Genomic DNA, 24,537 nt, shown 5'->3' on the forward strand with positions numbered 1-24,537 from the left:
GGGGGAATTAAAGGGGGTGGAACCTCCCCGTAGCCCCTCCAAAGGGGCACAGCATAGCGCCTAAATCCCTACTTAATAATAAATTTTGATACTTTGACACCTGTTTAAAGATGTGTCCACACGATAGCTTCAGGGTCGGGAAATGGAATTTTATTGCGTTTCTATAAACATACGACCATCTTCTGGGTCGCTGATCTATTAATACATTATGTCAGCCTATTTCTTAACCTGTATGTTCAAACACGTAGAACCTGCTTTTCCCGAAGAACTAATTCCCTGAAGCATGATTGTATAATTATTCTCCTGATCAGAGGTATAGAAACTAATCGTTTTTTTACCGTCAGAATTGATCTTAATATCCGGCGACCAATACAATATATTTCTAAAATCAGGCAGTCTGCTTTCAGCCTGCCCGGTAGTCTCATAAACCGGTGAATAAAACTCTCTTTTTAGTTGTAAACCATCAAAGTCGGTTATAGTAGCTCTGGTATCCAACTGAAAATCAGGCAAATTGCCTTTATAGGTCGTAAAATTCAAGATACCTTCAAAGTTCAGGGCACCAAGAAAATATTTTTGAGCTACAACATCCAGTGAACGAACTTTTTTAGGGTCGTATTTTATGATCTTATTACCTGAATCAAAAATTGGGACACCATCCAAAATGATCAGTGGCTTAACACTTTTAGGAATATTTACAAGATGAGGTCTGACCGTGACCCATACTGAAAAATCATCCTTCTGACGTGTTACCGGCACCTCTGCGACATACTCTCTCAACACTTCTTCCATCGTATTGAACCGCACAAAATTATCAAGCAGATAAGTCTTATCCGGTTTCAGGTAAAATGCACTGCTGTCAATCAATGCCGGATAAAATGTCCTCAATTTATTTGATGAGTAAACATTCTGAACCTGACTGCTCAGACTTTGGGTGAACAATTGATTTCTTAGTTCTTCATTAAGGATTAGTTCAGTCGGTTTTGTACTTGAATATTCTTTCGAAAATGGACTCAGAATTTCGATTTTATATGTCGAATCCTGTTGGGTATCCGTTTGGGCCACAAGTTCTGATGGACCATAAATATCTCGGGTATGAAAGCTAACCAGTCCGGAATTATTACTTCTTGCACCATAGAGATGCAGTTTTTTGCCGGGTAATGATAAATAGGCAAGAATATTATTTGCAGGCCCATTAATCTTGGTGTCAATAATCCTTGCATGAATAATGTGTCCGTCGATTTCAGGTATAAACCCAAACACCGGCTTATTCCCGGTAATCACATTTTGCCATACAAATCTTCTCCAGCCATGAGTCAACATCAGGTTATCAAGAGCTTCATCGACTACCGCATCCTTGTTTTTAAGATAATAGCCCGGTGATTCTATATTTCCTTTTAAATCTGATTTCAACCACAAATAATTGAAAATATCAGCATCTTCTGAACCACCAGCACTTGAAGCAAATACTGAAACAGAGGCATCAGCATCAATATCAAAGCCCTTTTCATCTTTTGAAATCAATTCAAGGCTTACTTTGTTTCGGGTTGAATAAGCCGACTTATCGGCCTTAATACCCAGATTTAATTGACTGTAGGGACGGATAAAATACAAACGTTCTGCAAGTGCTTTACCCGAAGTATTGAATAGTGTAAAATGTGATATTCCTTCAGAAAGCTTATTCTTTTCAATCAGAAACTCCGATCTACCCCCATTTAGAGTGATGCTTTCATTGAGTTTTTTATCCTGCCTGGTATGTACAAACAAAACAAGCTGCTGATTTGAGGCCCCTTCATTGGCATGTACTTTAACCTTGATCCGTTCTGCACCTTCATTTTCAAGCTGCAATACATAACCAGTTTTAGCGGATGGTAATTCCTTAACTATTGTTTTCGATCCCGGAATTTCAATGAGCGCTCTGTAGGTTTTACCATTTTCTGGAGTAAAAGAAAAAGACCCAATGCCAAATTTGAGGGGTTTAAAGCTAAGAACGCTGTTATTATTTTCATCTACAAGAGTGCCCCGAAAATCTATACCCTTACCCTGACTATCTATCGCACGAAATGCAAGCTTTGCAGGCAAAGACTCAACCATATTTCCGCCTTCGGGAAAGAACTGTACATCAAATTTCCGGTCTTCTTTCTCCGCTAATTGTTTCTCAGGTTTTGTCAGGGCATTGACAAGTGTGATATTCTTTTCAAAATAAAAGTCCGGGCTAAAATTTTTCATCCAGCTTGTATAGGCTCTAAACTGATAATTCCCGCTGGATAGTGATACCGGCAAATATAAAGATCCACTGCCTGAGCCCTTATCAATTGAAATTTTGGCTTGCAAAACAGGCTTTAGATTTTTATCCATGATCTCAACGTAGGCAACTTTACTGAAATCAAGCGATTTATTTGAAACTGTATTTACATTGTACAATTTAAACCAGAGTATCTCTCCAGCCAGATATAGCTCCCGGTCGGTATGAACATAAATTTTTTCCTGAAGGTTCTGCTCTGAGTACTGGAAAAACTGCTTAGCAATTGAATCCTGGTTAAAAGACTGTGAAAATGCATCAGAAAAACATGCAACTAGTAAAAGCATCCCCAATGTTCTGAAGAGTTTTTTCTTAACTGTTTTTACTGATTTTTGCATTATTTAAGCTGTTTATTTATTGAGATTACCAAAATGAAGGTTTAACATTACTTCCTCCTCTTGTACGACAATCAAGGCATATTGCTGTATTTCCATTATATGATTCTATTGTACCGGCAGCACTTACATTGTAAGTTGTAATCAGGTTCTGGCCGGTAACAAAGGCAGCATACAAACTATCTTTATGATTCCGAACCACTATTGCACTACACGTAAGATCAAAATTCCATGCAGGCACCTGATTATTGCTAATAAAAATCCGCTTTTCAACGATCTGAGAAATATTTATAAATCCTATTACCCTCTCATCCGGGTTGCTGATACACTTAATGTTACCAACGATGTCTGAAGGTTGATTGTCAAAGAGAGAACCCTGCTGTTCAGAATTCCTTTTCATTAATGTGAGATAATCGAAAGCCTCTTTACCTATAGCATATTGTTTGACCAGAATACTGTAACGAATACCCAATCTCTCAGAACGATTCGGAATCAAAGCCAGTTGAAAATCATCAACTACATCAGAACTTAATTTCGCAGTTGAGCTAATCAGAATATTAGTCGATGCTTCGTTCTTCCAGCAGGTAAAAATTTTAAGTGATTCAAGAGGATCTCTGCTCTGAACTCTGGCATCTTTGTAAACGTAATCAGAAAACTCAACCGAGTGCTGTTCCCAGGTTTCTAAATAATCCCATTGATAATATTTAGTATTGTTATTGCTGTCATGAGCATCAATATAAAGACCAACACCATCTCTCTCCCTTCTCCAGTTTAGACTATCAATTGCAGGGGTGGTACGCACCGACATAAGGTCCGAAAGATATTCCTTACCGGCAATTGTCTTAATTCTAAGACGATATTGCAGAGTCGCATTAAATGTAGTAGCTGGCAAGGTATAGACACCCGCAGCACTTTCAGTCAAAGCCAGGATGGAATTATTAAGCCCTTCAACCTGAACCTTGGCACCTTTTTCCATTTGTACTACACTCTTATCAGAAAGTTTAAGCGTACGACTTAACATTATATTTGTCAGACCTCCCTGATTGATAGTCCCTTCAATGACCAGCAGTGTTGCAGAGTCACTTATTGCATCATGCTCAAACGGCTTTTTACACGATAATGAAAACAGCAGAACTGAGATACACAGAATTAATTTTAAAGTCCTTGTCTTCATATTAAAATCTGATATTATAGTTTACAAATGGAATAGCAGATCCAAAAATGGAAAGCTGATACCCTTTGATGAGTCCCTTTTCAGACACAAAATAGGTTGAATAAGCATTGTCCCTGCCAGTCACATTATAGATTCCTAATGTCCATGAATTATGTGTTCGCTGATTTACCTTATGATTTCCATCGATATTTAATGAAAAGTCAGTCCTGAAATAATCGGGTGCACGTAGCGCATTTCGATCAGAATAATTCGCCCTCAATGATCCAGCATAAAAATATTTGCCGATTGGGACTGTAATTGGCCTTCCGGTACTGTAAGCCGTATTAAATGATGCACTAAATCTATGTGAGAAACGATAATTAGCCACAAGGCTAAAATCATGTGGCTTATCATAATTAGCAGGATAATACTTCCCTCCATTAATGATCTGCCCGGCATTTGGATCATCCATTTTCAACAAAGTTCGTGAATAAGTGTATCCCATCCAGCCATTTAACTTGCCGCTTAGTTTCTTAACCAGGAACTCTACTCCATACGCTTTCCCCTTGGTATTAATTACATCAGTCTCAATATGATGGTTCAAAATCAAATTAGCACCACTTTTATAATCCAGATAGTCCTTTAAGTTCTTGAAGTAACCTTCAATGGAAGTTTCAATAGTATTTTCTTTAAAGTTCTTGTAGAAGCCAAGGGAGGTCTGATCGCCGTACTGAGGTCTGATATTCGGATCACTCAGTTTCCAGATATCAGTCGGAGAAATAGCGGTAGTATTGGTCAGGAGATGAATGTATTGCCTTAAGGTATTATAACCTGCTTTCACTGAGAAATCTTCACTAAGCTGATACCGGGCAGACATACGAAGTTCGGGTCCATGGTAAGTTTTGGCCATTTCCCCCTTTTTATAAGAAGCAGTACCTATGACATTACTTTCCGATTTTGGAAGATTTGGAGCATACAAATTAACACTTTGAGGTCCCATGTAATTATACATAGAATAACGAATACCAAGATCCATTGATAAATTTGAACTCAGGTCAAAACGATCTCCTACATAAATAGCACTCTCAAAGGCCTGTTCAGGTGCTAATACATCTAACTTGACAAGTGATTGGGAGCCAAGAGGTTGAAATGTTCCGGGATTGAGATCATACCTGATTGTACTGATCCCAAAATCAATGGTATGCTTTGAACTGAGATAATAATTAAAGTCTGATTTAAAATTGGCCTGCCGGATATCAAAGGCCATTTTGTATGCATTGGTTGGATTAACAATGCTATTATTATTGTATTGATACCTGGTTAATCCTCCTACAAAAATCCCTGTTAATTTATTACTGAAAAGATGCTTCCATTTCATAGACAAATTCTGATTGCCGTATGCGAAGGTGGTATCACTACCCAGATTTGAATTATCATCACTCAGATATCCTGATAAATACAAATTGTTCTTGCTATTAATTGCATGGCTGATTCTCAAATTCAGATCTGAAAAAGAAGCCTTAGCATCTTTATATCCGGAGTTTTCAGGCAGCATTTTGAGCAGCCAGTTGGAGTAGGTTGTTCTTCCGCCAAGAATAAAAGAAGTCTTGTCTTTAATAATTGGACCTTCAATATTCAATCTGCCCGTCAAAAGTCCTATTCCTGCAGTTCCACTCAGTTTTTTGGTGTTACCATCCCTGCTGTTTACATCAAGAACAGAAGATAAACGTCCTCCATAGCGGGATGGAATACTGCTTTTATACAATTCCACATCTTTGATCACATCCGGATTAAATGCTGAAAAGAATCCAAAAAAATGAGACGGATTATAGATTGTTAAATCATCAAACAAGATCAAATTCTGATCAACCGCCCCTCCCCTGACATTAAATCCATTACTTGCCTCTCCAACTGATTTTACACCCGGAAGAGTCAGCATTACCTTGACAATATCCGCCTCCCCAAAGGCAACTGGAACCTGTTTAATGGAACTTATACTTAGCTTTTCAACTCCCATCTGTACATTCCTGACATTGGCAGATTTCTCTGCAGAAATAACGACTTCCCTTAACGAAAGTACCTGTGTCTGGATCTCAATATCCAGCTTGCCGTCAGAATAGATCATTAAATTACGTTTGGTATCCTGAATACCCAATGCTTTAATATTGAGAATATGAGGTCCACGCGGTATAACCAGTGTATAATAGCCAAACTGATTGGTATAGGTGCTGATTCGGGGGCTCTCAACGAAGACAGCAGCTCCAATTTCAGGGACACCGGTCTTTGCATCCCTTACATAACCCACCAATGTGACATTTCCGGGTCTGAGCTGGGCAGTCTTATTCCCTATCTGAATCTGTTTATTTTCAAGAGCGGGGGACAGATTTCCTTGTTCGACAGTACCCATAAGTTCTGCAATAAGTTCCGGTTCCTTTTGCATCTGCCAGCTTAAAGAGTCCTTTTCGTTTTCAAATATTCCATAGGGTAGACTGGCCAGAATCTCAACTCCTTTTGTTAGAAATACATTATTATTCGGATCAATAGTATAACTGAAACTGGTATTTCTGAATGCCAATCTAAGAATAGCGGAAACAGATTCATTTTTCGCACTTAGTGTTACTCGTACACTGTCGAACTCAATGGGATTATAGTAAAAATGATACTTAGCTTTTGATTCAATCTCTTTTACAAAGTCCTGAATGCTTACATCTTTAAAGTCAACGCTAATCGAAACCGGCTTAACCTGTGCGGCAACATGCGATAAAGTAATCAATAAACAGATAAAAAGAACACTTGCTTTCTTCATTTTACTTCTGTTAAAAGATCATAATACTTTACCATTCGAACAATTGCATTCTCAGGATCTTTCCTGAATTTGACATTGCTCTTTTTCAGAAACTCCTGAATTTCTTTCTGCTTGCTTCCCAGAACTTTCAAAACTGATCCTGAGCTTTCAACCGGGTAGTAAACCCCTCCCTTTTTTAGAAAAAAGTTATTTTTTTGCTTGAGAATTGTAATAAAATTTCCTTCAACTGACACCTCCTTTAAAGTGCCCTTAGAGCGATTCACAAGGACGTCAATTCCTCCATCATAGAAATGATCGTAAAATCCCGGAGGTATATTGAGATTATCCACCTTTATATGGATAAAATGATGATTATGAACAGAGAAAAAATCTATTTTCTCATTATGAAGACTAATTCCCGAAACCTGATCAATATAACGTACAACTAATTGATCTTTAATAATATCCAACCTCATTGGGACATTTTCATAAAGAACACCATCATAGTAAACAGAACCATAGCTAATGTCTGTCGATTCAAAAAACTGATGACCTGACTTTAATCTATATGGAAATCCAGTATATTCCGTTCCTCTGTAAATTCCGGACTGTTCACCTAAAGATTGAAAATAAACTGAAGCGGCGTTACGAACAATCAATTGTTCAGCACTAATCTCATTTTTTATCTGAGCGATAGAAAAATTTAGAAACAGAAACTGAAATACCACCAAGAATGTAAATCCAGTGCTTCTGAGCATATTTAAAAGAAACATTCGGTTAAAAAATTTTTCAATTGCGTTTTATGAATCCTGGTGGAATTAATTCACCGAATATAGATTAATTATTCAAAGCAATTAAATAGAAACGAATAACTAGCATTCTAAACTTTTTGTACAGTTTGAGGTTTCTCCACTACCTTACGCTCGATAGTGCCCATTGTAATCAGGAACTGAGCAATCATATAAGTCGACATTATGAGTATTCCGGCAAACGAATAGGGTTCTACAAACTTCTTAAAGGCAAGGGCAGAATCGGAGATTACAAAGAATACTGCTCCTAAACAGATCAATCTGAAACTCAATAGATTTACCCTTCTATAACGGTAAGCTGCGAGAATTGCCATGATAGAGATCACGAAAATATAGGCGAGTACAGGAATTTTGAAGTTATTCAGATAATCCCTGATCCATGAATAATAGCTCATGGAAAACACTCCCATCAGAAAGAGCATCAGATGTCCGTAAACTTTTGATTCCTGGGGATTATTCTTAAAGTCACGAAAAAATGCCGATGAGTATACAATGTGTGCCATTAAAAATGAGACTAAACCGTATAAAAACAGATAGACATCAGAACCTGTGTACAGAAGCAGGACATCCCCTATCAGTGAGAAAATAAGTCCGGCAAAAATAAGCCTGTTAAACCCGGCCTTCATATTGCTTTCCTTGTACAAATAGAAAGCAAGTGATAAACAAATCAATGGCTTGATTAAAATGCTGTATCCTTCAAAAAAAGCAGACTGAACCATCAGATTCAAAATCATGATCATCAAAAAGATAAGCGAGAAAGTTCTGTGTTGTTTAAACATTTTAATTCCGTTTAAGGCGAGTGAACCAGGCGAATGAAAGCAATGCTGAGATGGTGTTTATAATGATCAGATTTGAAAAAAAAATGCTTCCATAGAATGTTAAAGGAACCAAAGTCCAAAATATGATCCTGATATTTTCAAACCAACCAGACCAGTTTCTTTGCTCCATCAATACACCACAGGACGTAAGACTTAGAATTGACAGCAGACTACAGGACACCAACTGTAAAGTACTTAATTCTGAATTGATAAAAATAAGTAAGCTTGATAGGATCAGTGTGAAAAGAAATGTAATCAGAATATACATTTTGAATCTCTTATCATATTCTGGACTATATTTTACATAAGTTTTAATCTCAATTTCTTTGGGATATTGCAATCCACCCAGATAATCCGGGAACCAGCCGGGAGCATTGATAAAAATTTTAATCTTATCAATAAAACTTCGGGCATTTTTTGAGCTTGAATATAAATCTGCCCAATAGTGAAAATTTGCCCAAACCGGATTCCAACTGGCCAGAGGTTTGGTAATACCATAAACTACCTCCTCTTCCTCATTCTGAAAGGTTCCAAACATTCTATCCCATATAATTAAAGTACCCGCATGATTCTTATCAATATATTTTGGATTTGAACCATGATGAACCCTGTGATGGGAAGGGGTATTTAAAAACCATTCCAGCGAACCCATTCTGCCGATTGCCCGGGTATGTATCCAGAACTGATAAATGGTATTAAAAGCACTAACGGTGAGGAACATAATCGGTTCAAAACCGGCTAAGGCCAGCGGAAGGTAAAAAACCCAGGCAAAACCCGATTGGAACCATGATTGCCGTAGAGCGACCGTTAAATTATACTCTTCAGACTGATGGTGAACAATATGAGCTGCCCATAAGGCGTTTATCTGATGACTTTTGCGATGGAACCAGTAATAAAAAAAATCCACACCAAAAAAAAGCAATATCCAGGTCAATAAAGTATTGGGAAATGTATAGAATCTCCAATGCTCATAGATAAATATATAGCCAAAAAAAGTAATAGTTTTTAGAAATATCCCTACCAGTTGTGATCCAATACCCTGACTCAAATTCGAAAGTGAATCATTCAGGCGATAATAATCGAGCTTTTTGTACAGGGCATAGCCGAGCTCTACAGCGATCAGGATAAAAAATACGGGGATAGAAAGGGCGATATAGTCAACTTTCATTATCACAATTTAGTATTTAATCATGAAACAAAAAATTAGATAGAATATTGTTTATTTATCTTAAGGCTGTCTATATTAGCGGCCCGGTACTGATACGGATCTAAAAAAATAAAATCAAAATAGATGAACCCATACCGCAAAGCGGAATAAAAAACCTTAAAACACTCAAATGAAACGTTATATATTACTTGTCGCAGCGGCGGCTATTTCAACTTTTAGTTCAGCACAGACCAAACCAACTGCGGCTCCATTATTTAAGACACAACTGGATTCAGCGAGCTATGCCTTTGGGGCAAGCATTGCTAATGACCTGAAGCAAAGGGGCGTGAGCACTCTGAACTATACATTGGTTTCCAAAGCAATGAGCGATGTTTTTTCAGGTGGGAATGTCATTTTCAGCCCTGAAAAATCACAGGAAGTAATTTATGGTCTGCTTAATGTTCTTGAAAAAAAGAAATTTGAAGGATCCATAGCTGAGGCAGATAAATTTTTAAGTGATAATAAACAGAAAGCCGGAATTGTAACCCTTCCAAGCGGATTGCAATATGAAGTCCTGGCTCCCGGCACTGGTACCAAACCAGTTGCTACTGATGAAGTAACGGTACATTACAAAGGAACACTTACAAACGGAAAGCAATTTGATAGTTCATACGACCGGGGTGAACCAACTTCCTTTACACTAAACCAGGTAATTCCAGGCTGGACAGAAGGATTGCAACAAATGCCAATAGGTTCAAAATATCGTTTCTTTATTCCTTATGCACTTGCTTACGGTGAACGTGGTGCAGGCAAGGATATTCCACCTTACAGCACACTGATTTTTGAGGTAGAATTGATTAAGATCGGGAAGTAGTATTTTTAATTGAGAGTTGAGAATGGAAAGTGGAGAATGCTAAATAGTTATTCACTGTCCTGATTCCTGGTTCTTAGTTCAGTTATCAGTTGTCCGTTATCAGTTATCTGGGTGAACGGAAGTACTAAAAGATCTCATTATTTTGCTATCAGACTAATTACACATTAATCAATACATCTCAATTGAACCAGGATCAAATCTCAATACTCAATACTCAATACTCAATACTCAATACTCAATACTCAATACTCAATACTTCAAATAGTACTCCAAAAACCCATACGCCACTTCATTAGACTCAGGATTCGGGGTATGCTCGGGACGGTTTGTCATAGCAACACGATCCTTATAGCCCAGTAAATTATTCACTGCTACAGAATGATTCAATGGAATCCAGCGACTTGCAGGATCTTCAGAACCTCCCGAAACGAGAAATGGACGGGGAGCCATCAGCGCGTGCAATTCCTGAAGATTATAGCCTTCTGAAACAAGTTTTGGGTATAACCCTATTGCAGGATTTTCTTTGGTGATTAATCCTCTTTTTCGCCAGGGCTGCGGATGATATCCCAGATACCAGGGTTCCCAGTAATTGATCGATTCACGGGAATCTTCGAAAACTATACCCGGATCTGACCACACTGCACAGGCAAATTTCTCGTACAAACAGGAGGCGAACATTGCCCATTTCCCTCCGTAAGAATGACCCATAATACCGATCCGTTTTGAATCAACATTCTGAACCTTAGCCAGAACATTCCAGGCATTCGCAGCAGCATAAGCAAGCATAGATAATGGCTGGATGCTTGCATTTTGAATCCCCGGGTAATAAATTGAGTAGGTTTTCGAATTGGTGCTTTCTGTTGTGCCCAGAGAAAGTGTCACAAATCCCCTTTTGCAAAGCTGATAAGCAAAATCGCGATCCGGAAGATCAGGCCTTCCTAAACCTGCAGCAGTTTCAGGCTCATAATAAACAGTAATAACTGCCGGCTTTTTACCTTTGCCATCAGGAACCAAAAGGTAGCCATTCGTCTTTTGACCGGGGGCCCAACTAAATCTCACTTGATACTGGGTAAAGCCATCCTTTCTAATAGAATCCAGAAATTCCAGCTTCTGATCTGTTATGAGTGCAGGCCATTTGCCCATAAGTCCATTCCAGCGATCAAGAATCTCCACCCTTCTTTTCTTCCATTCTGCAGGATTTTTCACTTCCCTCCCATCATAAAATTTTAGTGGGGAACGATATGGTCCATATTGATTTTTAAACTGATCTGGTGCAGCGAAGTATGGCGCGATTTTCTTCCAGGCTGATTCCTTACTTACTATTTGTGCAGCACTGTTTTGATAGAGTAATGGAAGAAAAAACAGAACCAGAACAATTCGGATGGATAAAGTCTTCATCATCTATTTAAGATATTTTTCAAACCAGTCGAGCATTTCAATCTTCATATCATCAGTGAATACATGTCCGGTATTTGGATAAATGATGCTCTTAAACTTATCCTTCTCCTTGTAAAGTGAGTAAACGGTATCCAATTTTTTCTCCAGAGTTTTCATCCCGCTTAAGGGCGATCCTGCATCCCTGTCACCGGTAAGAGCCAGAAATGGTCTCGGAGCTATAAGTCCCATGACTGCTTCAGTATCAAAGTGTTGCAGCATGCCCGGGACAAAATAATAGATCCCATGCGCTTTTAGTTCCCTTTGTTCAATAAGTTCCTTGTAGCGGGTGAAGCAGGCGATTCCAACCACAACCTTTACTCTTTCATCAAGTGCTGCAAGCCACCATGCTCTGGTACTTCCCATACTCATCCCCTCTACACCTATCTTTTCTGAATCGATTTCAGGGCGGGTGTTCAGATAATCCAGAGCAATTTGTTCATCCCGGATTTGCATTCCCCATAAGGAGCGGCCAAACCACAAGTTGATTTTGAAAGTCGAAGTCTCCTGGTCAGCTCCTTTTGACTGAGTCTCAGGTGCCCCGGCCGGACCTGTCCCCTGACGTTCCCCATTAAAATAACTGTCAATGGCCATCACCGCATATCCTTTCGAAATCAATAAGGCCAATACATCCTGTGCAGTACCTGAATTCGACCCAAAAACATTGTCTTTACTGCTGCCATGTCCATGCATTCCCAATACTACCGGCACCTTCCCTTTAACATTCGTTGGAATAGCCAGGTATCCGGGAATCAGACCATCCACTTCATTATCAATCAGAAATTTTTCGAGTATATATCCGTTCATCTGCTTTCTGAAAACGGTTTTTACATTCAAATTCTTTGGACGGACAGGAATATCACCCAATAATCGCTGAAGGGTAGCAGCCACCTGAACCCGGTCATTTTTCCAGGCAGGCAATCCGGAAGGAAACTGAAAATCAGGATAATTCCATTTTTGATAATATTCAGAAACTCCATCCCACGCCCTTTGTTCTTTCCAGAGCTCTTCCTGTGCAGCAACAGGCTTAGATATCCCGAATAAAATCAGGAGTAATAGTGATAAACAAAGAAGTTTTGATTTCATTTGATATTCAATTTAGTTTGATAATTTCTTAGCAAAATTACAGTAAAAGTAAATCCTTATGCCTTTGCTGCCTCTGCAATAAGTTTTGCCGAAAGATCCTTTCCGAGGAATTTATCAATCAGTTTATGCACTCCATAAAGCAAAGGGGTCATCAGGATTGCAACTATAAATTTATATGTGTAATTGACCAATCCGATTGCTGCAACCATTTGCCAGCTCCAGTTATATTGTGGATTAAGATAAAAGGCTATGAAGATAACTACAAAGCTGTCGATCATTTGAGATACCAAAGTAGAACCGGTAGCCCTTAACCACAGTAACCGCTCGCCGGTAAGCTTTTTAATACGATGAAAAAGAATTACATCAGCCATTTGTCCGATCAGAAATGCGATGATGGAACCGGCAATGATCCACATCCCCTGTCCGAAAATCCCATTGAAAGCTGCATTCATATTAACATCTACCCCATCAACTTTTTGATTGACCCAAAAATCAGACGGAACCAGATTCATCGCAAAACCCACCACTAAAAAAGCATAGCTTATCAGAATTGCAGCCAGTATTGACAAAAAACGGACCTGCCTGACCCCAAAATACTCGTTAATGATATCCGTCATAATAAATATGAGCGGCCATGTTACTACTCCCGCCGACATATTAAAAGACAGATCAGGAACACCAAACATATCGATATTGAATTTCTCCATTCCCAGAGAACCCTCAACAGTAAATATTTTAACTCCGATAAACTCGGCGAGAATAGCGTTTGCAACGAGAAATGTGCCCAGAATGAGCAGAAGTCGACTTTCTTTGCTTTTATAAGTCATTTATGGCTTTCAATTTGAAATTAAAATAATAATTAAATCCCGGGAATTATAAAACATTCTAAATCAGAAAAATTAAAAATATCTAATTTAGGCTTTAATATGCACTTAAAATCTAAATTGCCTGATATAGGTACCACTATTTTCACAGTAATGTCTAAACTGGCTTCTGAGCACAAAGCCATTAATTTATCACAGGGATTTCCAGATTATGAATGTTCTCCTCAACTGGTAGAGCTGGTAAACCATTATATGAAATCGGGGTATAATCAATATGCCCCAATGGCCGGTATCTATTCATTGAGAGAGCGAATAGCTGAAAAGCAGGAGAAACTGCATCAGGCAAAATACAATCCGGAAACCGAAATAACCATCACTTCGGGTGGCACACAGGCCATTTTTACTTCTATAGCCTGCGTAATTCAACCTGGCGATGAGGCAATCATTTTCGAACCGGCTTATGATTCATATACACCTTCAGTTATTCTGTTTGGAGGGATAGTCAGATCTATAGAACTAAGTGCTCCCGATTACATCATCAACTGGCAGGAAGTAAGGCAAATGGTCAACGAAAAGACACGGATGATCATCATCAATACTCCTAATAATCCGACAGCAAAAACCCTGACTGAAGAGGATATGGCAGAACTGATCAGTATCACAAGAGATACTAATATTCTGATCATTAGTGATGAAGTATATGAGCATTTGGTTTATGATGGCAGGAAACACTTAAGTATTTCGCAATACCCCGAACTAATGGAAAGAAGTTTTATAACAGCCTCATTTGGGAAACTATTGCATACCACAGGATGGAAAGTGGGCTATTGTCTGGCGCCTGAGTGGTTAATGAAAGAATTTCGTAAAGTTCATCAGTTTGAAGTCTTCAGTGTTAACTCAGCAGTACAATATGCCATCTCCGCTCATTTGTTAGATGAACGTAATTATTTGGAAATCAGTGACTTTTTTCAGAACAAGAAAGATTTTTTTTATAACTTGATGAAAGAAACAAGGTTTGACCTGCTTCCATGTTACGGTTCATATTTTCAATCGGTACAGTATAGCAGGATAAGTGATGAAGGAGATACCGATCTGGCGAAAAGGATAATAAGGGAATTTGGTGTAGCCTCCATACCTTTTTCAGCATTCTATCGAAAAGGTACTGATCATAGGGTTTTACGCTTTTGCTTTGCCAAAAAGCACGAAACACTCGAAAAGGCCGTTATTAAGCTAGCTAAAATATAGCAGTAACCTTAATTAGGCATTAACGTATGAATATCACTGAATGAATACGCTAAAAATCACAACCTTCCAGGCTTACCTTTTCTGGGAGAACATTGAAAAAAACCTTCAAAACCTCGGGCTGAGACTTTCTTCAATTCGTGAAAAAACCGATCTTATTGTGCTGCCTGAAATGTTCAGCACCGGCTTTTCAATGAATCCTGAGCATCTTGCCGAAGAGATGGATGGTAAAACAATGAAGTGGATGCATCAGCAGGCAAAAAAGTTTGAATGCGTGTTAACCGGCAGCATCATTATTAAAGAGGATAAAAAATACTTTAATCGCTTGATCTGGATGCGCCCTGATGGCACTTATGAATATTATGACAAAAGGCACCTGTTTGGTTTAGGCGAGGAAGACAAACACTATTCCTCCGGAAGCAAAAAACTCTTTGTTGAATTACATGGATGGAAGATTTGTCCGATGATCTGTTATGATCTCCGCTTCCCTGTATGGCTGCGAAATATAGATGAAGAATATGATATGCTTTTGATTGTAGCTAACTGGCCTGAGCGTCGTTCTCTGCATTGGCGTACACTTATTCCGGCAAGAGCCATAGAGAATCAGGCATTTATCGTAGCTGTAAACCGGGTAGGACATGATGGCAATGAGATTTACCATTCCGGCGACTCCATGTGCATTGACCCTAATGGTAAAGTGATTTATTACAAACCCAATGATGAGGATCTTTACACTTTTTCAATAAACAAAGAAGATCTCACAACTGCCCGGGAATCATTTCCATTCCTGAAAGATGCAGACAAGTTTAAATTAGACATAAAATAAGCAATCCTGAATTATCAAAGAAAAATATCCATAAGCCCTAAAGATGGAAATAAAACATCGTGAGAATGCCCATAAAGGCTCATTTTACGTTGAAGAAAATAATACGGTGCTTGCAGAGCTAAGCTATAGCTTTGCAGGAGCAGATAAACTGATTCTGGATCAAACTAATGTTTCAGCTAAATTAAAAGCAAAGAACATTGGAAATAGCCTGGTTGAGGCTGCTGTTAATTACTCGAAAGCAAAAAATATTAGAATTGTACCGCTTTGTCCCTTTGCAAAAGATTTGATTGAGAATACTCCTGAATTTCGGGAAGTACTTATTAAAAAAGATCTTCAATAATTTTGGATTCTGTTATTTCTCTTCAATAAGACGTTTCCTGCATTCTTCGAGCCTGGCTTTTTCAGATTCTGAAAGTTCAGGTAATTGCATATTCATTGCTTTAAATGTATCTACAATGATCCTGCTGATTGCAATTCTTGTAAACCATTTTTTATCCGCAGGTATAACATACCATGGTGCGTGTTCTTCAGTGGTCGCCTTAATAGCCTCTTCATAAGCATTCATATACTGATCCCACTTTTCACGCTCATCAATATCGCCGGATGAAAATTTCCAGTTCTTCAGAGGTTCGTCAATCCGTTCAAGGAATCGCTTTTTTTGTTCCTCTTTTGAAACATTTAAAAAAAATTTTAAAATAACCGTGCCATTCCTGCTAATATGTTTTTCGAAGTTTCGGATACTCTCATACCGGCCTTTCCAGAATGCAGCATTAATATCTTTGACACTTTCAATTCCTGCTATCCCCTCATTCAGAACGTATTCCGGATGAACCTTACAAACCAGTACATTCTCGTAATGAGAGCGGTTGTGTATCCCAATCCTACCACGTTCAGGTAAAGCTTTGTTGTGGCGCCATATAAAATCATGATCAAGTTCTTCGGCACTGGGTTGTTTAAAACTATAAACCTGACACCCTTGTGGATTTAAGCCACTCATGGTATGTTCAATTGCACTATCCTTTCCTGCGGCATCCATCGCCTGAAAAATGATAAGCAGGGAATTTTTATTGAGCGCATACATTTCTTCCTGTAAATTGTCCATCTCATCCCTGAGTTCATTTAACAAATGAACGGCCTTCTCCTTTTTATAATCTCCTGAAAACCCAGGATCATGATCTTTCAGGCTAAAAGGTTTGCCTTTTGCAATTCTGAATTGGTTAATTAGAGCATCCATATAAAAATCTTTGCTAGCAATTTAAAACATTTTTTACCCCTTTAACGTTATTTTGGCAGTATTTCGAAATTCTTAGAAATTTACCTCATATTAATGATGATTTCCTCATATTTACCATATGTTCAGAAGAATTAAAAACAAGCCTCTTCGTTATTTTGCAATAGCTTTTTACTTTATTATCCTATTTTTTTGCGCCCTGGAACTTAACTTTTTGTGGCTGTTTGGCTATTCACCTTCAATAAAAGATATTAAAACTCCCAGTATAAATATTGTTTCAGAACTTTATACCGCCGATGGTAAACTGATTGGAAAATACTATAAAGAAAACCGCACACCGGTTGAATATGACAGCATTTCTCCTGCAGTGATTGATGCTTTAGTTGCGACTGAAGATGTACGATTTTATCAGCATAGTGGTATTGATGTTCGGTCTTTGATCTCAAGTTTGATATCTACCGCCACCGGCGACAGACGGGGAGCTAGTACCATTACTCAGCAGCTTGCAAAAAATCTTTACAGCACCCGAAACAGAAAATCTCAGGGGCTGATCAAATATATTCCACTGGTCAGGACAGTGATTTTTAAGTTAAAGGAATGGCTCACAGCATACAAACTTGAAAATTATTATTCCAAAAATGAGATTCTGACACTCTACCTCAATACAGTTCCTTTTGGGAACAATACATTCGGAATAAAGACTGCATCCAAGCGATATTTCAATAAAGGGGTAAACAGGCTTCAGGTTGAGGAAGCAGCACTCCTCGTTGGGATGCTGAAAGCAACCACTACTTATAACCCTATCCGGAATCCTGAAAAGGCACTGGAAAGAAGGAATACAGTGCTGAGTCAGATGGAGAAATATGAATATCTGAATGCATCAGAGTTTAAAAAGTACAGTCAACGGCCACTTAAACTAAACCCGGGAAGTCTGGATGAAGGTAGTGATGGTGGATCCTATCTAAGATCAGCAGTATCAAGATACCTTGAAAAATGGTGTGAGGATAATGGCTATGATCTGTATGGTGATGGTCTGAAAATATATACTACTATAGACTCCAGACTGCAGCGGTATGCAGAAGAAGCTGTAAACAGTCATATGAAGTTATTGCAAAGAAGATTCGAAGATGTTTGGGGGAATGAGAACCCCTGGCGAACTTCAGATGGAAAAGAAATTCTTGATTTTCCAGAAAAAGCAGCACAAAGACTCCCCTATTACGAATTCCTGAAGAAAAGATTCAACAATAACCCTGATTCGATAAATTATTATTTAAACAGGCCAAAAAGAATGAAGGTATTTAACTGGAGCGGAGAAAAAGAAGTACAATTCTCAACAATAGATTCCATAAAATATTATGCTAAAATCCTGAATACAGGCATGATGACCCTTGATCCTTTCAACGGACATATTAAAGTGTGGGTTGGTGGGATTAACAATAAGTATTTCAAATATGACCATGTAAATCAGGCCAAAAGGCAGGCAGGATCAACATTCAAACCCTTCGCATACCTGGCCGCACTCGAAGCCGGAATGAATCCCTGCGATAAATTTACTGATAAGGCGGTTAGGATTCCTTATACTATCAGAAAGGGAGAAACAGAGTACTGGGAACCCAAAAATGCAAATTATAGTTTCTCGGGCAGAGAGATGTCCTTACGCTGGGCAATGGGTAAGTCTGTCAATTCTATTACCGCTCAAATCACCGAAAAAGTTGGTGCTCAGAATGTAGTAAAATTTGCAAAAGCATGCGGAATCGAAAGTGATCTGAAGGCTGTTCCTTCGGTTAGCCTGGGTCCAAATGATGTCAGTGTTTTTGAAATGGTAAAAGCCTATGGCACTTTTCTGAATAAAGGGGTTAGAACAGAACCCATACTGGTAGAAAAAATTACAGATTCAGAAGGAAACCTGATAGAAGAGTTCAAGGCAGAACAAAAAAGAACCCTGACTGAAGAAATAGCATGGTTGATGATCTATATGCTCAGAGGAGGAATGGAAGAGCCTGAAGGGACCTCACAGGCACTTTGGGAATGGGATCTTTGGAAAAACAATAACCAGATAGGTGGTAAAACCGGAACATCCTCTGATTATGTTGATGGCTGGTACATGGGTGTTACCAAAGATCTGGTAACCGGAGTATGGGTTGGTTGTGATGAGCGGAGTGTACACTTTAAAACATCCCAGACAGGTGAAGGGTCAAGAACTGCCCTGCCAATCTTTGGAAAATTCATGGAAAAGGTTTATAAAGATGCTTCATTAGGGATAAAACCAGGGCCATTCCCTAAACCGGGAGTAGAAATTACAAGGGAGTATCAATGTGAAACCGTTTATAGCCGGCCGGACACAAGCGCAGTAGACTCAATATTGATTGATTCATTATATATTCCATCCGAATCTCCAGACACAGCAGAAACCCCGAATTTAACCATCCGGAATACCACAAGTCCTAAAGTTCAGGAGAACAGAGGTAATCAATCACAGGAAAACAAGCAGCCGGCAAACCCGAAAACAGAAACCCCGATTGATGTGCAAAAAACCCGAAAAGAGATCAGAGAAGAACGCAGACAGAATAAAGCAAAACAAAATAATTGAATTCTGATTTTCTGATCTGATATTTTGAAACTCTGGAAATCAAAATCATTAATTTTACGTAATTTAGAAAAAGTCCATTTCATTTATTGTATGAGAGAGCGTAGTATTTGCCGAAAAATGCCATCATTCTGGCTGATCATAATCTTATTTACAGCCATTTTTTTTAGTGCAGCCACTGATGTAAATGCACAATATTTTGGCCAGAATAAGGTCAGATATAAAAATCTGAAGTTTAAAGTTTATGAAACCCCTCACTTTGACCTGTATTACTATCTAAAAAATGATAGTCTGGTTCAGCGTTTTGCAAAAGAGGCTGAGGTTTGGTATGAACTGCATCAGCAGGTTTTCAGAGATACCTTTTTAAAGAAAAATCCATTCATTCTTTATTCAAACCATCCCGATTTTCAACAAACCACTGCATTAATGGGTGAAATTAGTGTTGGAACAGGTGGTGTTACCGAAGGAATGAAAAATAGGGTAATTATGCCTATTTCCCAATTAAATCATCAGACAAGACACGTTTTAGGTCACGAGCTTGTACACGCTTTTCAGTATCACTCCTTGATAGAAGGCGACTCAACCAACCTCGAGAACATTGGTAATTTACCTTTATGGATGGTAGAAGGTATGGCCGAATACCTTTCGGTAGGTAAGCAGGATGCATATACCTCCATGTGGATGCGGGATGCATACCTGAATAAGGATATCCCCTCTTTAAGAGATCTGACTACTTCTAATAAATACTTCCCATATCGTTACGGGCAGGCATTCTGGTCTTACATTGGCTCCACATACGGTGATACAGTCATTGTCCCATTCTTCAAAGAAACTGCAAAATATGGCTATGAAATGGCCATCCGAAGAACTTTTGGATATGATGAAAGAACATTATCCAGTCTCTGGAAAACAAGTGTAGAGAATACTTACAGACCATATCTTAAAGACACTGCCCAAACACCAATTGGGAAAAAGATAATTGATGATAAGAATGGTGGTGCAACCTATAACCTTGCCCCGGCAATATCACCTGATGGGAATTATGTTGCTTTCCTTTCGGAGCGTGACCTGCTCAGTATCGATCTCTTTCTTGCTGATGCCAAAACCGGAAAAATCCTTAAAAAGCTGTCCAGTAAGGCAAAAAGCGGACATATTGATGAATATAATTTTATAGAATCGGCAGGCGCGTGGTCGCCCGACAGTAAAAAGTTTGCATTCAGTGCATTCAGTGCCGGTGTAACCAAACTTCTGGTAGTGGATGTTTCAAGTGGCCGTGTTATTTCAACTGAAGGCATGGGTAGCGTCGAAGAGTTCAGTAACATTGCCTGGTCTCCAAATGGAAATGACGTTGCTTTTTCGGGTTTGAAAGAAGGCCAAAATGACCTTTACCAATTTAACCTTAATACAAAGTTACTGACGCAATTAACGAATGATAAATATTCTGAATATCATCCAAACTATTCAAGAGATGGTAAATCAATTGTATTTAGTAGTGACCGCACAACATTTGACAAATCAGCCATAGGTGTTGATATTACAATGAATTTGGCTGTAATTGATATTGTAAGCAAAACAATTAGCGATCTGAATGTTTTTGATGGAGCGAATAATCTGAATCCTCAATTTTCAGGCGATAATAAGAGTATCTTTTTCTTATCCAACCGAGATGGTTTCAGAAATCTGTACCGCTACTCAATTGAAGAAAAAACTGTTGAGCAATTAACAGATTATTTTACAGGTATCAGTGGAATTACCGAATACTCCCCTGCCCTGAGTGTTTCCAAAAATGATGATATTTTATACTCTTATTACAGAGCTCAGAAATATACTATCTATAATGCAAAAGTTGCCGATTTTAAAGCAAAGGAAGTAGGTGTTCAGGAATTAAACTTTGATGCAGCAGCTTTGCCTCCTGCAAAATCAGTTGGTGTAAATATTATCAATGCTAACCTGAATAATTTTGAGCGCTTTGAAAGGATACCAAAGGATTCGATCCGGACCATAGCCTATAAGCCTAAATTTAAACTGGATTACCTTTCAAGTAATGGAGTTGGAGCTTCTGTGGGAAGATTTGGAACCGGACTTGCCAGTGGTATCCAGGGTGTGTTCAGTGATATACTAGGCAGAAATCAGATCTTTGCAACAGCGGCAGTAAATGGCGAAATTTATGATTTTGGAGGACAGGTAGCTTACGTTAATCAGCAAAGCCGGATCAACTGGGGTGTTGTGGGTTCACACATTCCTTATGTTTCAGGGCAGGTATCCGCTGCAGTAGAAAATCTTCCGGGTGTAGGGCAAACCTATATTGAAAATTATGATATCATCCGCACCTTCGAAGATCAGTTTTCTGTATTTGCATCTTACCCATTTTCAAGAAACCACCGTTTTGAAGCCGGGAGCGGCATTTCCAGGTACAGTTACCGCATTGACAGGTATAGTAATTATTATGATTATGGAAGTGGTTATCCAATTGGTAATGACAGAAAAAAACTATCCAGGGATGATGCAGCAGCATTTTATGGTGTATTTTTTGACCCTTTTACCACAGTACAGTTAAATGCAGCCTTCGTAGGTGATAACTCCTTCTCCGGAATGACCGGTCCACTCGATGGTTTCCGATATAGATTTGGAATTGAAAATTACCAGGGCGACTATAAACTTAATGCAATAACTGCAGATGCAAGAAGATACGTAAGGTTAAAACCAATTACAGTAGCCGGTAGAATTTACACATACACCCGTATAGGCCGCGATGAAAACAGGCTTTATCAAATGTATGCAGGTTATGGCTATCTGATCCGGGGTTATGATGCTAATTCATTTTACAGGAACGGAACTGCATCCAATACCGGTCCCGGAGAATTTGATATTAATCAATTAGTTGGTTCACGTATTGCAGTAGCCAATTTTGAATTGCGACTTCCATTCACCGGGCCAGAGAAACTGGCAGCGATAGAATCAAAATTTTTATTTTCAGATCTGAACTTGTTCTTCGATATGGGACTTGCGTATGATAATGATTCAAAAGTTGCTTTCCGATCATCCCCACGGACTGTTAACGGGTATATGGAACGAATTCCGGCGATGAGTGCTGGTGTATCACTTAGAGTCAACGTATTTGGATACTTCATCTTAGAGCCTTATTATGCGATACCTTTCCAAAGGAAAGATGTTAAAACGGGAATATTCGGGCTGACATTCGCCCCCGGATGGTAAAAATTTAAAAGCGGCCTCTGGGGTCGCTTTTTTTATTTCAAGTAAAAACTATTTAAGATATAAACTCGTACTTAATCATATGCATAAGATGAACTCAGCTCATGTAAATCACTATCAAAAATAAAAATGATGAAATCACTATTAAGTATTGCGGTCCTGATATTGTTTGTAACAGTAACTAGCTGTGGACAAACAAATTCCAAAAGCACTAAGGCCTTAACATTTCTTGTACAAAAATCTGAAGCAGAATGGAGAAAAGTACTTAGCCCAATTGCCTTCGAGGTAATGGTAAAAAGGGGAACAGAACCTCCATTTCGTAATGCGTATAATGACAATCACCAGAAAGGCATCTATGTCAGCGCTGCAACCGGCGAACCATTATTCAGTTCGGAAGATAAATTCGAATCAGGAAGCGGTTGGCCGAGCTTTACAAAAGCCATTAAAGCAGGTGTTATAACCGTTGTTACAGATAACAGCCATGGAATGGTTCGCGATGAAGTAATCGAAACCAAAACCGGCCTTCACCTGGGTCATGTGTTTGATGATGGCCCAAAAGACAAGGGTGGAAAACGCTATTGCATGAACTCTGCAGCACTAAAGTTCATTAAAAAGTAATCAGGATAAATTTCTGACAGCAGTATTCATCGTTTGGATACCTGAAATCAGAATCTGCTCAAAATCCAATCCAATGGTCAGATCTATCCAATCCGGATTAACTGATCTAATCATTCTGTCTTTCTGTATACGCGTAAATTTGCTGATTAGTTTGAAACGTTCCATTGCAAGGGTTTCAGAATTTAATTCCTCAAAATAAACCAGCCTGGTTAATTGCTGTCCGGCATCAAAAAATAAATTTGGCATCTGCCTGTAAAAACTCATGGTCTTCATCAGGTCAGAACTCATCCCAACGTGGATACAACTGCGGTTACGGTCTGTAACTAAATAAACAAATTTTCTGGTCTTCATGGCTGGTTTAATTAGGATCGGCATATATTAAAATTTAAATTTTTAGTTCTGAAAATATTTACTAATTTTATGAGCATAAATTTACTAACAATTTTAGTATTTCCAAATTTATTTTAAAATGTCAAACATTTCTTCAAATCTGAAGTACCTCCGCAAGAAAAAAGGGCTTACACAGCAGCAATTTGCTGACACTCTGGAAATCAAACGCTCCCTTGTAGGAGCTTATGAAGAGGACCGGGCCGAACCTAAATATGAATTACTAAAAAAATTCGCGGAATTTTATGAACTTTCAATGGATGAACTCATCAATGATCGCATTGATGACCGTTGGAAACCTAAACCTAAAGCGGATCCCGCAAATATCAGAGTACTAAGTATTTCTGTAGACAGTCAGGACAGGGAAAATATCGAACTGGTTCCTGTAAAAGCAAGTGCGGGCTATTTAAATGGGTATGGAGACCCCGAATATATCAGTGAATTACCAAAATTCCATTTACCCATGTTCCGCCAGGGCACTTATCGTGCATTTGAAATCAAGGGTGATTCGATGCTTCCGCTTCAATCAGGTACGATTGTGGTTGGAGAATATCTAAGCAATTGGAATGATGTAAAACCTGGCGATACTTATGTAGTAATAAGCAAAAATGACGGCATAGTATATAAAAGAATAGGAAACAGGGTAAAAGAAAATAAGACATTAAAGCTTATTTCTGATAATCCGGTATATGAACCCTATTCCATTCAGGCAGATGAATTACTTGAAATATGGAAGGCGAAAGCCTTTATCAGTACCAACTTTCCTGAACCTGCGCCGGAGCCAACGCTTGAAACCCTGACCAACATGGTCACACAAATGCAGAAATCTATCTCAAACCTTGATAAAAACCGGAATTAACATAATTTAA

19 protein-coding genes are annotated in these 24,537 nt (G+C 38.7%); 8 read left to right on the top strand and 11 right to left on the bottom strand.

Annotated features, from left to right (window positions below):
- Window positions 1-216: 216 nt before the first annotated feature.
- From Q8M41_RS11220 to Q8M41_RS11245, 6 genes are all read right to left on the bottom strand, one after another.
- The gene (locus Q8M41_RS11220; protein WP_305365368.1) at window positions 217-2,637 is read right to left on the bottom strand and encodes a hypothetical protein; all 2,421 of its coding nucleotides are present in this window, start codon (window positions 2,635-2,637) and stop codon (window positions 217-219) included.
- 25 nt (window positions 2,638-2,662) lie between these two features.
- On the bottom strand, window positions 2,663-3,808 hold the full coding sequence (locus Q8M41_RS11225; protein WP_305365369.1) for a DUF4249 domain-containing protein: 1,146 nt from the start codon (window positions 3,806-3,808) through the stop codon (window positions 2,663-2,665).
- Between the two features lies 1 nt (window position 3,809).
- Window positions 3,810-6,593, bottom strand: coding sequence for a carboxypeptidase-like regulatory domain-containing protein (locus Q8M41_RS11230; RefSeq protein WP_305365370.1), 2,784 nt, complete (start codon window positions 6,591-6,593; stop codon window positions 3,810-3,812).
- Window positions 6,590-7,330, bottom strand: a complete 741-nt coding sequence (locus Q8M41_RS11235) for a hypothetical protein (protein ID WP_305365371.1) — start codon at window positions 7,328-7,330, stop codon at window positions 6,590-6,592. Before Q8M41_RS11235 ends, Q8M41_RS11230 begins: the two co-directional genes overlap by 4 nt.
- A 122-nt stretch (window positions 7,331-7,452) precedes the next feature.
- The gene (locus Q8M41_RS11240; protein ID WP_305365372.1) at window positions 7,453-8,160 is read right to left on the bottom strand and encodes a lysoplasmalogenase; all 708 of its coding nucleotides are present in this window, start codon (window positions 8,158-8,160) and stop codon (window positions 7,453-7,455) included.
- Between the two features lies 1 nt (window position 8,161).
- Window positions 8,162-9,367 (bottom strand): sterol desaturase family protein, encoded by a 1,206-nt coding sequence (locus Q8M41_RS11245; RefSeq protein WP_305365373.1) that lies wholly within the window; start codon window positions 9,365-9,367, stop codon window positions 8,162-8,164.
- 169 nt (window positions 9,368-9,536) lie between these two features.
- Between Q8M41_RS11245 and Q8M41_RS11250 the strand changes: the two genes are divergently transcribed.
- Entirely contained in the window at window positions 9,537-10,220 is a 684-nt protein-coding gene (locus Q8M41_RS11250; RefSeq protein ID WP_305365374.1) for an FKBP-type peptidyl-prolyl cis-trans isomerase, read from the top strand.
- Window positions 10,221-10,469: 249 nt separating this feature from the next.
- On the opposite strand, the gene Q8M41_RS11255 is transcribed toward Q8M41_RS11250, so the two are convergent.
- The 3 genes from Q8M41_RS11255 to Q8M41_RS11265 are packed head-to-tail and all read right to left on the bottom strand — an operon-like array spanning window position 10,470 to window position 13,567.
- The gene (locus tag Q8M41_RS11255; protein WP_305365375.1) at window positions 10,470-11,621 is read right to left on the bottom strand and encodes a S9 family peptidase; all 1,152 of its coding nucleotides are present in this window, start codon (window positions 11,619-11,621) and stop codon (window positions 10,470-10,472) included.
- The gene (locus Q8M41_RS11260) at window positions 11,622-12,740 is read right to left on the bottom strand and encodes a dienelactone hydrolase family protein (protein ID WP_305365376.1); all 1,119 of its coding nucleotides are present in this window, start codon (window positions 12,738-12,740) and stop codon (window positions 11,622-11,624) included.
- A 56-nt stretch (window positions 12,741-12,796) separates the two neighbouring features.
- Complete coding sequence (locus Q8M41_RS11265) at window positions 12,797-13,567, bottom strand: queuosine precursor transporter (protein ID WP_305365377.1); 771 nt, start codon at window positions 13,565-13,567, stop codon at window positions 12,797-12,799.
- Between the two features lie 99 nt (window positions 13,568-13,666).
- Between Q8M41_RS11265 and Q8M41_RS11270 the strand changes: the two genes are divergently transcribed.
- The 3 genes from Q8M41_RS11270 to Q8M41_RS11280 are packed head-to-tail and all read left to right on the top strand — an operon-like array spanning window position 13,667 to window position 15,972.
- On the top strand, window positions 13,667-14,809 hold the full coding sequence (locus Q8M41_RS11270; RefSeq protein ID WP_305365378.1) for a methionine aminotransferase: 1,143 nt from the start codon (window positions 13,667-13,669) through the stop codon (window positions 14,807-14,809).
- Window positions 14,810-14,849: 40 nt separating this feature from the next.
- Complete coding sequence (locus Q8M41_RS11275) at window positions 14,850-15,632, top strand: amidohydrolase (protein WP_305365379.1); 783 nt, start codon at window positions 14,850-14,852, stop codon at window positions 15,630-15,632.
- A gap of 43 nt (window positions 15,633-15,675) precedes the next feature.
- Window positions 15,676-15,972 carry a GNAT family N-acetyltransferase gene (locus Q8M41_RS11280; RefSeq protein WP_305365380.1) on the top strand — a complete coding sequence of 99 codons (297 nt, stop codon included), beginning with the start codon at window positions 15,676-15,678 and terminating at the stop codon, window positions 15,970-15,972.
- A gap of 12 nt (window positions 15,973-15,984) precedes the next feature.
- Here Q8M41_RS11280 and Q8M41_RS11285 read toward each other — a convergent pair whose 3' ends face one another.
- A complete protein-coding gene (locus tag Q8M41_RS11285) occupies window positions 15,985-16,866 on the bottom strand; it encodes a polyphosphate kinase 2 family protein (protein WP_305365381.1) in 882 nt (293 codons plus the stop codon).
- Between the two features lie 118 nt (window positions 16,867-16,984).
- On the opposite strand from Q8M41_RS11285, the gene Q8M41_RS11290 reads away from it, so the two are divergent.
- The 3 genes from Q8M41_RS11290 to msrB all read left to right on the top strand — a co-directional run bounded on the left by Q8M41_RS11290 (window position 16,985) and on the right by msrB (window position 23,281).
- Window positions 16,985-19,453: a transglycosylase domain-containing protein gene (locus tag Q8M41_RS11290; RefSeq protein WP_305365382.1), complete on the top strand. Its 2,469-nt coding sequence runs from the start codon at window positions 16,985-16,987 to the stop codon at window positions 19,451-19,453.
- Between the two features lie 90 nt (window positions 19,454-19,543).
- Window positions 19,544-22,666, top strand: a complete 3,123-nt coding sequence (locus Q8M41_RS11295; protein WP_305365383.1) for a basic secretory protein-like protein — start codon at window positions 19,544-19,546, stop codon at window positions 22,664-22,666.
- 129 nt (window positions 22,667-22,795) lie between these two features.
- Window positions 22,796-23,281, top strand: a complete 486-nt coding sequence (gene msrB, locus Q8M41_RS11300) for a peptide-methionine (R)-S-oxide reductase MsrB (RefSeq protein ID WP_370870484.1) — start codon at window positions 22,796-22,798, stop codon at window positions 23,279-23,281.
- Here the strand turns inward: msrB and Q8M41_RS11305 are convergent, their stop codons facing one another.
- Entirely contained in the window at window positions 23,282-23,632 is a 351-nt protein-coding gene (locus Q8M41_RS11305) for a GIY-YIG nuclease family protein (RefSeq protein WP_305365385.1), read from the bottom strand.
- A gap of 118 nt (window positions 23,633-23,750) precedes the next feature.
- Between Q8M41_RS11305 and Q8M41_RS11310 the strand changes: the two genes are divergently transcribed.
- Complete coding sequence (locus tag Q8M41_RS11310; protein WP_305365386.1) at window positions 23,751-24,527, top strand: XRE family transcriptional regulator; 777 nt, start codon at window positions 23,751-23,753, stop codon at window positions 24,525-24,527.
- The last annotated feature ends 10 nt before the right edge of the window (window positions 24,528-24,537 follow it).

It is taken from the genome of Daejeonella sp. (assembly GCF_030684675.1).
In the GTDB taxonomy this organism is placed as follows: Bacteria; Bacteroidota; Bacteroidia; order Sphingobacteriales; family Sphingobacteriaceae; genus Daejeonella.